General features: G+C 67.8%; 15 protein-coding genes. 5 read left to right on the forward strand and 10 right to left on the reverse strand.

Going from position 1 to position 14423, the window contains the following annotated elements; all coding sequences use genetic code 11:
* Positions 1-30 precede the first annotated feature (30 nt).
* On the reverse strand, positions 31-708 hold the full coding sequence (locus tag ACFXHA_RS14445) for a FadR/GntR family transcriptional regulator (RefSeq protein WP_379356589.1): 678 nt from the start codon (positions 706-708) through the stop codon (positions 31-33).
* Positions 709-902: 194 nt separating this feature from the next.
* On the opposite strand from ACFXHA_RS14445, the gene ACFXHA_RS14450 reads away from it, so the two are divergent.
* The 3 genes from ACFXHA_RS14450 to ACFXHA_RS14460 all read left to right on the forward strand — a co-directional run bounded on the left by ACFXHA_RS14450 (position 903) and on the right by ACFXHA_RS14460 (position 4900).
* Positions 903-2387: an amino acid permease gene (locus ACFXHA_RS14450; RefSeq protein WP_379356591.1), complete on the forward strand. Its 1485-nt coding sequence runs from the start codon at positions 903-905 to the stop codon at positions 2385-2387.
* Entirely contained in the window at positions 2384-3439 is a 1056-nt protein-coding gene (locus tag ACFXHA_RS14455) for an asparaginase domain-containing protein (RefSeq protein WP_379356593.1), read from the forward strand. The genes ACFXHA_RS14450 and ACFXHA_RS14455 overlap by 4 nt, the downstream gene beginning before the upstream one ends.
* A gap of 63 nt (positions 3440-3502) precedes the next feature.
* Complete coding sequence (locus ACFXHA_RS14460) at positions 3503-4900, forward strand: aspartate ammonia-lyase (RefSeq protein WP_379356595.1); 1398 nt, start codon at positions 3503-3505, stop codon at positions 4898-4900.
* Here ACFXHA_RS14460 and dprA read toward each other — a convergent pair.
* The 7 genes from dprA to rplS all read right to left on the reverse strand — a co-directional run bounded on the left by dprA (position 4897) and on the right by rplS (position 10424).
* On the reverse strand, positions 4897-6024 hold the full coding sequence (gene dprA, locus ACFXHA_RS14465; protein ID WP_379356597.1) for a DNA-processing protein DprA: 1128 nt from the start codon (positions 6022-6024) through the stop codon (positions 4897-4899). The genes ACFXHA_RS14460 and dprA overlap by 4 nt on opposite strands.
* A complete protein-coding gene (locus ACFXHA_RS14470) occupies positions 6021-7529 on the reverse strand; it encodes a YifB family Mg chelatase-like AAA ATPase (protein WP_379356599.1) in 1509 nt (502 codons plus the stop codon). The genes dprA and ACFXHA_RS14470 overlap by 4 nt, the downstream gene beginning before the upstream one ends.
* Before the next feature lies 1 nt (position 7530).
* Positions 7531-7887 (reverse strand): YraN family protein, encoded by a 357-nt coding sequence (locus ACFXHA_RS14475; protein WP_379356601.1) that lies wholly within the window; start codon positions 7885-7887, stop codon positions 7531-7533.
* Positions 7888-7973: 86 nt separating this feature from the next.
* Positions 7974-8279, reverse strand: coding sequence for a DUF2469 domain-containing protein (locus ACFXHA_RS14480; RefSeq protein WP_019929973.1), 306 nt, complete (start codon positions 8277-8279; stop codon positions 7974-7976).
* Positions 8280-8325: 46 nt separating this feature from the next.
* The gene (locus tag ACFXHA_RS14485; protein ID WP_379356703.1) at positions 8326-9009 is read right to left on the reverse strand and encodes a ribonuclease HII; all 684 of its coding nucleotides are present in this window, start codon (positions 9007-9009) and stop codon (positions 8326-8328) included.
* 90 nt (positions 9010-9099) lie between these two features.
* Entirely contained in the window at positions 9100-9768 is a 669-nt protein-coding gene (lepB, locus tag ACFXHA_RS14490; protein WP_379356705.1) for a signal peptidase I, read from the reverse strand.
* Between the two features lie 314 nt (positions 9769-10082).
* A complete protein-coding gene (rplS, locus tag ACFXHA_RS14495; RefSeq protein WP_379356603.1) occupies positions 10083-10424 on the reverse strand; it encodes a 50S ribosomal protein L19 in 342 nt (113 codons plus the stop codon).
* Positions 10425-10814: 390 nt separating this feature from the next.
* On the opposite strand from rplS, the gene ACFXHA_RS14500 reads away from it, so the two are divergent.
* Positions 10815-11312 (forward strand): hypothetical protein, encoded by a 498-nt coding sequence (locus ACFXHA_RS14500; protein WP_379356605.1) that lies wholly within the window; start codon positions 10815-10817, stop codon positions 11310-11312.
* Here ACFXHA_RS14500 and ACFXHA_RS14505 read toward each other — a convergent pair whose 3' ends face one another.
* Positions 11313-12995, reverse strand: coding sequence for an alpha-keto acid decarboxylase family protein (locus ACFXHA_RS14505; RefSeq protein WP_379356607.1), 1683 nt, complete (start codon positions 12993-12995; stop codon positions 11313-11315).
* Positions 12996-13031: 36 nt separating this feature from the next.
* On the reverse strand, positions 13032-13961 hold the full coding sequence (locus ACFXHA_RS14510) for a hypothetical protein (RefSeq protein ID WP_379356707.1): 930 nt from the start codon (positions 13959-13961) through the stop codon (positions 13032-13034).
* A gap of 164 nt (positions 13962-14125) precedes the next feature.
* Between ACFXHA_RS14510 and ACFXHA_RS14515 the strand changes: the two genes are divergently transcribed.
* Positions 14126-14335: a molybdopterin-binding protein gene (locus tag ACFXHA_RS14515; protein WP_379356609.1), complete on the forward strand. Its 210-nt coding sequence runs from the start codon at positions 14126-14128 to the stop codon at positions 14333-14335.
* The last annotated feature ends 88 nt before the right edge of the window (positions 14336-14423 follow it).

The following is a 14423-nucleotide window of genomic DNA, read 5'->3' on the forward strand; positions in this document are numbered from 1 at the left end:
CTCGCCGACACGGGGCCCTCCGGTGGGTTGTCAGCCGTCGATGCGAGCGACGGTCTCGGCGACCCGCTCCAGATGCTCGGACATCGCGCGGCGAGCGTCTTCGGGCAAGCGCGCCTCGATGGCTCGCACGATGGCCTCGTGTTCCCGATCGGAGTCGGCGCGACGGTCCTGGGTCCGGTTGAGGAACTCCGACTGCACGTCGAGCGCGCGGCGGGTGTCGGCGACCATCGAGGTCAGCATCTTGTTTCCGCTGGCCGCGGCGATGGCGGTGTGCAATTCGCCATCGTGGCGGACCCATTCGCTCGGGTCGGTGGTGGCGGCCAGCGTGTCCAGCAGGGTGAACAGATGATTCAGCTGTTCGGGCGTGTGCCGTTCGGCGGCGAAACCGGCGGCCGGAATCTCGACCAGGCGGCGGGCCTCGATGAGATCCCCGGCATCGATACCGGCGAAGGTCAGTCGCGCGTTCTCCTCGGTGGAGATGACGAAAGTGCCTCGGCCGGTGCGGGTTTCGGTGAGCCCGAGAATGGCGCAGGCTTGCAGCGCCTCGCGCACCACGGGCCGGCTCACACCGAATTCCTTGGCCAGCGCGATCTCACCCGGCATCCGGTCGCCGATCGCGTACTCGCCACCGGTGATCAGGGATTTGAGTCGGCGGAAGACGGCTTCGGTAGCGCCGATGCGCTGCACTCGCCCCTCTTCGACCGTCACGCGACCAGTATGGGCGACCCGGCTCGAGGCACGCAAAACACTCGCCCGGTGGCGCGGCTCGGTGAGCCATCAAGTCATTGACAGCCGGTGTGACGGCCATTACGGTTCACCTGTCTTACAGCCTGACAGCCTTACTGCATGAGCGCAGATCCACCGCTCACGGAGGCTGAACGCGGCCCCCAGGAAGGTTTCCCATGCAGCTCGACCAGCCGCCGTCCGCGGCGCACACCACCGCCCAGACGGCCCCGGCCGAACGGGTCGACGCCGGTGATCTCGGCTATCAGAAGCACCTGCGCACCCGGCACCTGCGGATGATCGCCATCGGCGGATCCATCGGCACCGGCCTGTTCCTCGGCGCCAGCGGCCGCATGGCCCTGGCCGGGCCGTCGCTGGCCATCGTCTACATCGTGTGCGGGATCTTCACCTTCATGGTGGTGCGAGCCCTGGGCGAGCTGGTCATGTACCGGCCCTCGTCGGGGGCGTTCGTGTCCTACGCCCGCGAATTCCTCGGTGAGCGCGGCGCCTACTCGGTGGGGTGGCTGTACTTCCTGAACTGGTCGACGACCCTCGTCGCCGACATCACCGCGGTCGCGCTGTACGTGCACTACTGGTCGATGTTCGTGGCGGTGCCGCAATGGGTGCTCGCGTTGATCGCGCTGGGGATCGTGGTCGGCCTGAATGTGGTGTCCGTCAAGCTGTTCGGCGAGATGGAGTTCTGGTTCGCGCTCGTCAAGGTCGGCACCATCGTGCTGTTCATGCTGGTGGCCATCGGCTTCCTCGTCACCGGAACCGATATCGGCGGGCATACGCCGGGGCTGTCGACCATCACCGACAACGGCGGCATCTTCCCGCGCGGACTGGCCCCGATGCTGACCATCGCGCTCGGCGTGGTCTTCGCCTTCGGCGGCACCGAGATGATCGGCGTGGCCGCGGGCGAATCCGACAATCCGCGGGCGGTGGTGCCGAAGGCGGTCAACTCCATCATGTGGCGGATCGTGTTCTTCTACGCCGGATCGGTCGTGCTGTTCACCCTGCTGCTGCCGTGGACCGCCTACTCCGCGGGCGAAAGCCCGTTCGTCACCGTCATGAGCAAGATCGGCATTCCGCACGCCGGTGACGTCATGAACCTGGTGGTGCTCACCGCCGCCATGTCCAGCCTCAACGCCGGGCTGTACGCCACCGGGCGCACCCTGCGCTCGATGGCGGTCGCCGGAACCGCGCCCAGCTTCGCCGCGCGGATGAACCGTCGCGGCGTGCCCTACGGCGGGATCCTCCTCACCAGTGCCGTCGGTATCGCGGGTGTGGTGCTGAATCTGCTGGTGCCGCAGAAGGCGTTCGAGATCGTGCTGAACCTGGCCGGACTCGGCATTGTGGGCACCTGGGCCTCGATCATGGTGTGCCACTGGATCTTCGTGCGCCGCGCCGAGCGGGGCGAGTACGCGCGGCCGGAATTCCGGCTGCCGTACGCACCCGTGCTCAATGTGCTCACCCTCGGATTCCTGGTGGCCGTCGTGCTGCTCATGTTCTTCGACGCCGAGGTCGGGCGCATCACGCTGGCGGCGTTCGTGGTCGTGGTGATCGCCATGGTGGCGGGGTGGTACCGGGTGCGTGGGCGGCTCAACCCCGACGTCCTCGCGAACCTCGATTCCGCTGCTACGGAAGGGAAGCCCGCACTATGACCGACATCGCCTGCGAGACAGTGGCGCTGGATATCGCGATACTGCGCGTCGAAATCCTTTACACCGGAGGCACCTTCGGCATGGTCGACGGCGGTGACGGGCTGCGTCCGCGCACCGGGATCGGCGGCGACGTGGCCGACTTGATCGACGCCTACACCGATCGTTCCGGGATCCCGGTGGAGTTCCGCTACCGCGAACTCGAGCACGTGATCGACAGTGCCCATGCCGATCCGGCCACCGTCGATGTCATCGCCGAGCAGGTGCGCGCCGCGCTCCGGGTCACCCGGTCCGAGGGTGGTACCCCGCCCGACGGCGTCATCCTCATCCACGGCACCGACACCATGGCCTACACGGGCGCGCGCCTCGCATTCGAACTGCACGACCTCGCTGTTCCGGTGGTGCTGACCGGTGCGCAGATCCCGCTCGGGCAGCCGGGCAGCGACGCCGGGGAGAATCTGCTGCTGGCCCTGGATTCGATTGCCACCCAACCTGCTTCGGGCACTTTCATCGCCTTCGGGTCGCGGTTGCATCCGGCCGTTCGGGCCAGCAAGCGCAGCAGCCACGGGCGCGACGGTTTCGTCACCGTGCGCCCGCACACCCCGCCACCGACCGCGATCGCGTCTCCGGTCGCGGCGGTAGAGGCCGAAACTGCCTCCCCGGTGGGTCTTTTCACCGTCTTCCCCGGGATGGACACCGATCTGCTCGATGCCGCGCTGCGCATCTATCACGGTGGCGTGGTGCTCGAATGCTACGGAGCCGGAACCATGCCCGCCTCCGTGGCGGCGGTCGATGCGATCCGCAAGGCGACCGGGCGCGGCACACCGGTCGTGGTGATCACGCACTGCGACAGCGGATCCGTCGACCTGAGCCTGTATCAGCCGGGACGGGCATTGCTGGGCGCGGGCGCGATCGGAGGCGGCGACATGACGCGGGAGGCCGCGCTGGCCAAGCTTGGCCATCTCGCGAGCCTCGGGCTCACTACCGCCGAGCTGCGGCGCTGGATGACTACCAATCTGCTCGGTGAACTCACCGAATCCCCGGCGGGCCACTGAGTTCCCGCCACCGTGTTTCCCTCTCTTCCCCGCCAGCCACAAGCCGATCGGATGGAGCCGACCATGACCGAAACCCGCACCGAACACGATTCGCTGGGCGCACTCGCGGTGCCCCGGGATGCCTACTGGGGTGTGCACACCGCCCGCGCACTCGACAATTTCGCCATCTCCGGGGAGCGGCTCGGCCAGTACCCGGCGCTGATCATCGCCCTGGCCACCGTGAAACAGGCCGCCTGCCAGGCCAATCGGGAACTCGGGCTGATCGATGACCGGCGGGCCGACGCCATCGAGGCGGCCTGCGCGGAAATCCGTGGTGGCGCGCTGCACGACCAGTTCCCCATCGACCCGATCCAGGGCGGTGCGGGAACCTCGACCAATATGAACGCCAACGAGGTCATCGCGAATCGTGCACTCGAACTGCTCGGCCGTGAGCGCGGCGACTACGCCGAACTCGATCCGCTGGATCACGTCAACCTCGGCCAGTCCACCAATGACGTCTATCCGACCGCGGTGAAACTCGCTGTCATCGGGCACATCCGGCAGCTGGTCGGGGCGCTGGAACGGCTCGCGGACGAATTCGCCCGCAAGTCGGCCGAATTCGCCGATGTCATCAAGATGGGCCGCACCCAGTTGCAGGACGCGGTGCCCATGACCCTCGGCCAGGAGTTCGCCACCTTCGCGATCATGCTGCGCGAGGACTGCGCCCGGCTGGCGGAAGGTACGGCGTTGCTGCGCGAGGTCAATCTCGGCGGCACCGCCATCGGCACGGGGATCAACGGCCATCCGCTGTACCCGGCGCTGGCCTGCGCACGGCTGACCGAACTCACCGGCGAGCAGGTGGTTCCGGCCGAGAACCTGATCGAGGCCACCCAGGACTGCGGGGCGTTCGTCCAGGTGTCGGGCATCCTCAAGCGGGTCGCGGTGAAGCTGTCCAAGACCTGTAATGATCTGCGGCTCATGGCTTCCGGGCCGATCACCGGCTTGCGCGAGATCACGCTGCCACCGGTGCAGGCGGGTTCGTCGATCATGCCCGGCAAGGTGAATCCGGTCATCCCCGAGACCGTCAACCAGATCGCCTTCGAGGCCATCGGCGCCGACCTGACGGTGACCATGGCCGCCGAGGGCGGGCAGTTCCAGCTCAACGCCTTCGAACCGATCATCGCCTACAGCCTGCTGCGCACCACCGCCCACCTCACCGCCGCCGCCGACACCCTGGCCACCCGCTGCGTCAACGGCATCACCGCCCACCGCGACCACCTCGCCGCCGGCGTCAACCACTCCATCGGCATCGTCACGGCCCTCACCCCGCACATCGGCTACGCCGCCAGCGCCCGAATCGCCAAGCACGCCTTGCGCACCGGCCAACCGGTCGCCGAGGTAGCCACCGAACTCGGCCTGCTCACCCCCGAAACGATCGCCGAACTCCTCGCCCCACACCGCCTCGCCGGCCTGCCCGACTAAGAACCCATGCGATACCAGCCGTTCCCATCGCACCCGACCAGCCCGGCGATCTCCAACGCCGACAACGTGGCTCGCACCACCGGCAGCGACAACCCCGTATCGGTGACCACCGCCCGCGGCAACCGAGACCCGGTGCCGGGCAGCGCGGCATAAACGAGCGCCTCCTCACCCGACAGGTTGTCCTCCTGATTAGGCGGGACCGCTCCCGGCAGCGAAAGCCGCAGCGGCCCCGCCTCATCGAGGATGTCCTCCGCACGCGTGACGATGAACGCCTCCCCCTCCCGAATCATCCGGTGACATCCGACCGAGGCCGCCGACGTCACCGGTCCGGGCACCGCCATGGCCGGTCGGCCCAACCGACGGCACCATTTCACCGTGTTGCGAGCCCCGCTGCGAATCCCGGCCTCCACCACCACAACTCCGTCCGCGAGCGCCGCGATCAGCCGATTCCGCGCAAGAAAATAGTGTTTGCGCGCCGATGTCCCGGGCGGGTATTCGGTGACAACCAGCCCGGTATCGGCGATCTCGGCAAGCAGATGATCGTGCTGCACCGGGTACGGCCGATCCGGCCCGCAGGCCAACACCGCAATCGTCATCCCGCCGACGGCGAGCGCAGCCCGATGGGCCATCCCGTCGATCCCGAAAGCTGCCCCGCTCACCACGGTCCAACCTCGCGCGGCCAGTTCACCCGCGATCTCCCCCGTCGCGTGATTGCCGTACCCGGTACTACACCGGGCACCCACCACCGCGATCGACCGCTCGGTGGTTTCCAGCAATGATCTCTTCCCCCGCACCCACAACACCAGTGGGACAGCCCCATCCGCATCGTAGGCCGGATCCAACTGCCCCAACCCGAGCAGCCGCCACGCCGGCCACTCCGCATCATCCGGCGTCACCACCCGCCCTCCGAGCCGCTCGATGTGCGCCAAATCCTGTTCGGCCCGGTCGATCCCACGCCGCAACTCGGTAGGCCCCCGCAACACCTCCGGCAACGCACACTCCCGCACCGCCCGAGCCGCCTCCACCACCCCCACCCCCTCGATCAACGCCGACAACGCCGCACACGGCCCCTCCACCACCCGCGACAGATACACCCAGGCCAGCCGCCGCTCATCGGCATTCATGCCACACCTCGCTGCCGGAAACTCAAAGCCTGCAGAATGTCGTGGGCATTCGGCATCTCGCCACCGCGCAGGTCGGAAATCGTCCAGGCGACCCGGATGGCGCGGTCGGCACCGCGAGCGGACATGCGGCCATGCTTGAGGGCGTTCTCCACCGGAGCCAGCGCCTCTCGTGGGAGCCGGAAGCGCTGGCGCAGCACGTGTCCCGGGACCTCGGCATTGGTCGACATGCCGAGATCGGCCCAGCGTTTCGACGCGGCCTCGCGTGCGGCGGTCACCCGGGCGCGGACCACCTCGCTGCATTCGACCTCGTCGCCGCTGAAGGCTCCGGCTGCCTGCGAATGCATCTGGACCGCCAGATCGATCCGATCCATGAGCGGACCGGAGAGCTTGCCGAGGTATCGGCGGCGGGCCAAAGGCGCACAGATGCAATCGATATCGCGGGCCGGTGCGCACGGACAGGGATTGGCCGCCATCACCAGTTGGAAGCGCGCGGGATAGCGCGCCACCCCGTCACGCCGGGCGATGCGAACCTCGCCCTCCTCCAAGGGAGTTCGAAGGGCCTCCAGCACCTTGGTACTGATTTCCGCGCACTCGTCGAGAAACAGCACGCCACGATGGGCACAACTCGCGGCTCCCGGGCGGGCCGAACCCGAACCGCCACCGATCATGGACGCCACCGACGACGAATGATGGGGAGCCACGAACGGCGGCGCGGTGACCAGTGGCGCATCGTCGGACAGCGTGCCCGCCACCGAGTGAATCGCCGTCACCTCCAGGGAGTCCCGCTCCCGCAAGGGTGGCAGTAGCCCTGGAAGGCGTTGCGCCAGCATTGTTTTGCCGATGCCCGGTGGCCCGGTCAGCAACAGATGGTGACCGCCCGCCGCGGCGACCTCGAGCGCCCAGCGCGCCTCGTCCTGTCCGACCACCTCACGCAGGTCCCCGATCGACGCGGGAGCTGGGACCTCGACCGGTTCCGGGTGGGCGAGTTCGCCGCCGCCGCGCAGCCAGTCCAGCAATTCGATCAGGGTTGCCGCGCCGAGGACGCGGATGCCGTCCACCAACCCGGCCTCGGGCAGGGCGTCGGTGGGGACGATCACCGTCCGGCGGCCCGCCGTGCGAGCGGCGAGAACCGCGGGGAGGATGCCGCGGACGCGGCGGACCCGGCCGTCGAGGGCGAGTTCGCCGAGCAGGACCGATTCGGACAGCCGGTTGGAAGGGACGGCACCTGCCGCGTCGAGGACCGCACCCGCGAGGGCAAGGTCATAGACGCTGCCGACCTTGGGGAGGGTGGCCGGCGAGAGGGCCAGAATGACGCGGCCGTCGGGCCATTTCTCTCCCGAGTTGCTGACCGCGGCCCGGACGCGGTCTCTGGATTCCTGGAGGGTGGTGTCGGGGCGGCCTACCAGGTGGACGGAGGGGAGGCCTTGGCCTATGTCGGCTTCGATTTCTACGAGTTGGCCTTCGACGCCGTTGACGGCTACGGAGTAGGCCCTGCCGAGAGGCATGTCAGAACACCGCCTCGAGGTGGCGGATCTCCGGGGTGCGGCCGGGGAGCAGGAGGACCGAGACCACGTCGAAGCGGACGCGCAGCCAGGGGCCGTCCTGTTCGCGGAGCCAGCGGGCGGCCAACTCGCGGATGCGGCGTTGTTTGCGGTAGGTGACGGCTTCCTCGGGGCGGCCGCAGGTCAGGCCGGTGCGGGTTTTGACCTCGACGAATGCGGTGATCTCGCCGTCGCGGCCGATGATGTCGAGCTCGCCGAATCGGCATCGCCAGTTGCGGGCGACGATCTCCATCCCGGCCGCCTGCAGAAAACCCGCGGCCAGTTCCTCCCCCTGCGCTCCGAGCGCCAGATGCTGTGCCATTCAGCCAGCATGGCCGGGCCCGTCGTGGGCCCGGCCATGCCGAACTGGGAAAACAGCGGAGCTGTGGATAGCCGACAGCCTGTGGATTACTCCGGAAGCCGCAGGTCGGTCTTCTCCAACTCCTCGATATTCACGTCTTTGAAGGTGATCACGCGCACGTGCTTCACGAAGCGCGCGGGCCGATACATGTCCCAAACCCATGCATCCGACATCCGCACTTCGAAATACACCTCGCCATCGGCGTTCTGCGGTCGCAGTTCGACGGAATTGGCGAGGTAGAAGCGACGCTCGGTCTCCACCACGTACGAGAATTGGCCGACGATGTCCTTGTACTCGCGGTACAGGGATAGCTCCATCTCGGTTTCGTACTTCTCGAGGTCCTCGGCGCTCATCGGGTGGAACGTCCTCCTTGTCGCCCAACGACTGGGTGTAGAGACATCATCCCGCATACGCCGTATCGGTAGCCACTCGGCCGGTCTCCCGGACGTTTCGCCAGGACCGACGGTGCTCGGGAGTGATGCCGAGGCGGGTCAGCGCCTCGTTGTGCTCGGGCGTGTTGTAGCCCTTGTGGGCGGCGAACCCGTAGCCCGGATACTGCGCGTCCATCTCGACCAGCATGCGGTCGCGGGTCACCTTGGCCAGCACGCTGGCCGCCGCGATACAGGCCGCCGAGGCATCGCCGCCGATCACGGGCAGTGACGGCACCGGAATGCCGGGCACCCGGAAGCCGTCGGTGAGCACGTAGCCGGGCACCGGATCCAGGCCCGCCACCGCGCGGCGCATGCCCTCGATATTGGCGACGTGGATGCCGATGGCGTCGATCTCCCACGCCGGGATCACCACCACCTGCCAGGCCAGGGCCAGCCGCTTGATGATCGGGAAGAGCTGTTCGCGGACGTTCTCGGTGAGCTTCTTGGAGTCGTCGAGACCGGCCAGCGAGGTGTAGGCCTTGGGCGGTAGCAAGCAGGCGGCAACGACCAGGGGTCCCGCCGCGCAGCCGCGCCCGGCCTCGTCCACACCCGCCACGGGTCCCAGCCCGCTGCGGATCAGCGCCGCCTCGAGCGTGCGCTTGCCCGCGGCGGACCGCATGATCACGCGCGGGGGCCAGTCACCGCGGTCGATCCGCTGAATCTTCTTGCCGCCGCGTGCTTTCCGGCTCGCGGCGGCGCTCACCGTATTCCCCACCGATCGATTATCCCGCGTTCGCCGGTTCTACTGGGGGTCCTGCGCCCGGACCGGACCGATCCGGCTGGGCGGCCAGATCTTGAACACGGCCTTGCCGCGCACATCCTTGACCGGGACGGTGCCCTGCAGTTCGTCGGTCATGTGATAGCGGGAGTCGGCGGATTCGGCGCGGTTGTCGCCCATCACCCACAGGTTGCCGTCCGGCACCTTGACCGGGCCGAAGGCACGGCCGCCCGCGTTGAACTGCACCTCCGGGTGCGCGGGATCGAACGGGTTGTTGAACTTCACGTACGGCTCGTCGAGTGGCTTGCCGTCCACCAGGATTCGGCCCTGCGCGTCACAGCACTGCACGGTCTGCCCGCCGGTGGCGATGACCCGCTTGACCAGATCGTTCTCGTCCGGCGGCACCAGGCCGAAGAAGGACAGGAAGTTCTGCACCCCGCGCACGGCGGTGTTGGAAGAGCGGATCGACTTGTAGTGGCTGTTCCAGGAGCTGGTCGGCCCCACGAACACCACCACGTCGCCGGGCTTCGGATCGCCGAAGTAGTAGCTCAGCTTCTGTACGTAGATGCGGTCGCCGGTGCAGCCCGCACAGCCGTGCAGGGTGGGTTCCATGGACTGCGAGGGAATCACGTACGGCCGGCCGATGAAGGTCACCAGCAGGGCCACGATCAGCGCGGCGAAACCGACCAGGATGGGGAGTTCCTGCCAGAACGGGCGCTGCTTCTTCTTCGGCTTCGCCTCGGAGTCTTCGGAGCCCTCAGGGGCGTCGGAGCCCTCGGGGGTCTCCGGCTTCTCGGAAGTCCCGGGGGTCTGCGAGGTTTCGGGCTGGTCTGCCCGGTTCCCATCGCCCGACCCGGACGTCGTCACCGACTCGCTCTCGTCTGCCACCGGAACAGAGTAGCCCGGCACCGCGAAGATCCATGCGGTGCCGGGCTACTCGGCGCTGTCGAGCCGATGCGGGCTCGGTGCTGTCGAGCCGAAGCGACTCGGTGCGGAGGTCTGCTACCTCAGCGCTTTTCCTTGATCTTGGCGGCCTTGCCGCGCAGATCGCGCAGGTAGTAGAGCTTGGCGCGACGCACGTCACCGCGGGTCACGACCTCGATCTTGTCGAGGTTGGGGCTGTGCACCGGGAAGGTACGCTCCACGCCGACACCGAAGGAGACCTTACGCACGGTGAAGGTCTCGCGGATGCCGCCGTTCTGGCGACGGATGACGACGCCCTTGAAGACCTGGACGCGTTCCTTGTTGCCTTCGATAACCTTCACGTGCACGTTGACCGTGTCACCCGGGCGGAAGTCCGGGATGTCGTTGCGCAGCGAGCCTGCGTCGACGAAGTCGAGGGTGTTCATTTCCGTCCTTATTTGGATTCGCGCGAACAGAGGAACCTGGCGGCTGGCCCCGCGAGGGGCGCTCGACCGGTTCATGCTCCGGATATTGGGCGGTGCCCGGGCATGAGTGCGCCCAAGGCAACCTGAGTATTGTGCCAGACCAGCGAACCAAGCTGTGAATCGGGGGTCGCCGGGGGGTGTCAGCAAGACAACCGACTGGTCGACAATAGCCGCCGGACCGTTGCGGTCGCCGAGGAAGGCACGGTTCGTCGGCGCGGGTGGCACGCACCGGACGGATGCCACCCTGTGAATCGCAGCGAAATACCCTGTGCCCCTTGGTAATCCGCCGATCGGACTGGCCACGCGGTAGTAGCATGTCCCGTGTGCTCGGGTCTTAGAATGAGTTCAGCCATGGGTACACCCGTCTATTCACAGATCCTCATCGCCAATACCCGCACCGACGGCCAAAATCCCAATGTTCTGCATGCCGCCCACACGGCCCAGGGATTCGTGCCGCGGCTCGCGGTCTACGACAAAGGCGTCCTGCCCCCGTTCTGCCGTTGGAATATCGGCTGGGCCACTCCGGGTGCGCAATACACCCTGGAGATGGAGGACGAGCACGGCTACGTCTACACCCTGGGCGTCCCCAAGACCGCACTCGCGGGCACGCCGGTCATGCTGCAGGGATCGAGCGCGACCGACTTCTGCAATTCGTGGGCGTTCCCGTTTCCCACCCGGCTACTGTCGGGCCTGGGTTCGGGCAATCACGAATACAGCGGGAAACTGGGCACGCTCTCCCTCGACGCCCGGAATTATCCGACCCCGGTCCTCGAGGGTTTCGATTCCAAGGTCAATCAGACCTGGGAATTCGGCTACAGCATGGACACGCTGAAGACGCTGCCCTACTGATCAGGAACGCGTGTTCGCGCGAGTGAGCGCGGACGCGATATCCGAGACCAGCGGCGGATAATCGGTCGTCCCGGTGACGACCTGCAGGAAGATCAATCGATCCTGCTCCGCCGCTGCGGCTTTCAAGCATTCCCGCAATTCGCCGACGGTACTCGCGCGCAAGGTCAGCACGGATTCGGCATCACCGCCGAAGGCGTGCGGCAATTCGGCCCAGCGCCACGGCGTGATGTCGTTGTACGGGGCGTCGGGGCCGTGGATGGCTCGTTCGATGGCATAGCCGTTGTTGTCGACCAGGATGATGACGCCGTTCATCTGCTCGCGAATCCAGGTGCCCAGCTCCTGGATGGAGAGCTGGGCCGCGCCGTCACCGATGACCAGCACCGCACGGCGGTCGGGGCAGGCGATGCCCGCGCCCAGGGCGGCGGGCAGCGCGTAACCGATGGAGCCCCACAGGGGTTGGCCCAGGAAGGTGATGCCGGTCGGCATGCGCAGGGTGGCCAGTCCGAAGAAGGCCGAGCCCTGATCCGCCACCACGATGTTGTTGTTGCCGAGGGCTTCGGCGACCAGCGGCCACAGTGCCGCCTGGGTGAGCGGGTCCGCGTCGGCGGGCGGGTCGGCGGCCGCGGGGTCGGCGTGGGCGGGAAGCGGTGCGGGCTGCGCGAATTCGGCGGACAGCTCGATGAGGATCTCCAGCGCGGCCGTGAGCGACAGCGGCGCGAAGGCGTCCACTCCCCCGATGACCGTGCGCTCGGGGCCGATGTCGATGGTCCGGCGCGGATCGATGCGCTGGCTGAAACCCGCGGTGATGCTGTCGGTGTATTGGACGCCGACGGTGACGATCCGTTCCGCGTCCTCGACGGCGGCGCGCACCTCGGGTGGCGAGGCCGCGCCGGTGTAGATGCCGAGGAAGTTGGGGGCGGATTCGTCGACCACGGTCTTGCCCCAGGCCAGCGTGGCGTGCGGGAGACCGTCCGGTTGGTCCAGCGATGGGCCGACCAGGGTGCGCAACCGGTCGGTCGCCCCGACCCGGTCGACGAAGATGTCCGCCAGGACCGTGACCCGGTGGCGCGCGAGGAATTCGCGCGCGGCGTGCTCGAAGGCCTTCCGCGCGCCGGCGCTGGAGAAGTCGGCGGGCGGGGCCAGCGGCGTCGCGGGCGGGGCCACCTCGATGCGCGCGGTGTCGGTGGCCAACATCAGGTACCCGGGTCGCCGGTGCACGCGGACCGAGTTGAGCACCCGGTCGATCTCCTGGCAGGCGTCGGCCGCGCCGAGATCGGCTTGCGCGCAGGTGACTTCGGCGGCGATGCGGCGGAAGTGATGGAAGTCGCCGTCGCCGAGGGTGTGGTGGATGACGCGGTGATGCGCCTGGATGTCCTTGGCCGGGACGCCCACGATGTGCACCACCGGAACATGCTCGGCATAGCTGCCCGCGATGGCGTTGACCGCGCTCAGCTCGCCCACACCGTAGGTGGTGAGGACGGCGCCGATGCCGCGCAGGCGGGCGTAGCCGTCGGCCGCGTAGCCCGCGTTGAGCTCGTTGGCGCTGCCGATCCAGCGGATGTCGGGGTGCGCGATGACGTGGTCGAGGAACTGGAGGTTGAAATCGCCCGGGACGCCGAATATTTCGGTGACGCCCAGGTCGCGGAGCCGATCGAGCAGATAGTCGCCGACAACGTAGCCCATCGTTCAACACTGGCACGCGAAGCGGCCGTCAGCAACCTATTGGCTATCGATAGATTCCGGTGGCCGGTCCGCCGGGTGGGACTCCACCGGGCGCTCGGCCGATTTCCAGCCGGGCATCAGGTGCAGATGCGTCGAGGGCGGGGCGGGCGGGGCGGGGACCACGGTCCGGGCCAACTCCTCCTCGGCGGCGCGTAGCACGTGCGCGGCGTCGGGTTTACCGGCCAGCAGGTCCTGCACGAAGATCTTGGCGCGGATCACCGGACGGCGATAGCGGCGTTCGCGGCGCATCGCGCGCCGCATCAACCCCGACCCCGCGGCGTAGCGCCAGCGCGCCCAGGGCGCGCCCGGCCGGCTCAAGCGCAGCGCGCCGATGACCAGCAGCGGCGGGAAGAACATGCCGAACAGACCGGTCCAAATCTTGCCCTTGGCAATGACAATGGCCGCCAGCAGCAGATTGATCAACGCGAAGCCGATGGTGAAGAGACGCTCGGGCACGTTCTGATCGGTGCGCAGATCGCGGACATCGCCCATATCGAGCAGCCACAGCGGGTGGAAGCCCAGCAGCAGCAGTCCGGTCACGGCGATGGCGACGAACACCGCATCCACCGACGTGCGGCCCTGCTCTTCCCAGTACACGTCGCGCAGGTAGTAGATGAGCGCGAACTCGTCGAGCACCAGCGCCGCGCCGACGCCGAATACCGCGGCCAGCGCACTGATCACGCCGACGGAACTCTGATACAGCGCGACCAGGCCCATGCCGGAGCCGAGCACCAGGATCACGCCGAAGACCATGTGGTGGATGTGCACGTCCCCGGCCCGCACATTGCCGGGCCACCAGCGCACCTGTTTGCGGATGAGCCGCACGCTGATTCGGATCAGCAGGAACCCGACGATGAATCCCAGCAGCAGGCATGCCAGTGGCAGTCGGCCGTGCGCCACCACGACATCTTCCCACCACCGATGCAGCCGCATACCCGTGTCGTCTCCTGTGAATCGCGTGTGAACACCAACCCCAGCCACGCTACCCGCGCGATGAATGGGCACGCCTGGATCACAGCCGCAGGCACAGTGATATAGCAACCGTCCAGACAACGTGATTTCCGGTCGCTCGCGTGACTAGGCTCACCAGCATGAAGCTCAGCACTCGCAATCAGCTCGATGGAACCGTCACCGAGGTCACCCGCGGTGAGGCGATGGCCGTGGTGCGCATCCGGCTCGCCGGCGGTGACGAGATCACCTCCTCCATCACCCGCGCCGCCGCCGACGATCTCGCGCTCGCCGACGGCAAGGCCGTCAAGGTCCTGATCAAGTCCACCGAGGTCTCCCTCGGCGTGGAATAGGCCCACCCACCGGCGGGGGGGGGGGGTGGGAAGAGGCAACGGCAGCGCGCCCGGGGGGGGTGTGGGGGTTAGGACGCGGGCCGCGGGA

It is taken from the genome of Nocardia sp. NPDC059240, assembly GCF_042753865.1.
Lineage (GTDB): Bacteria > Actinomycetota > Actinomycetes > Mycobacteriales > Mycobacteriaceae > Nocardia.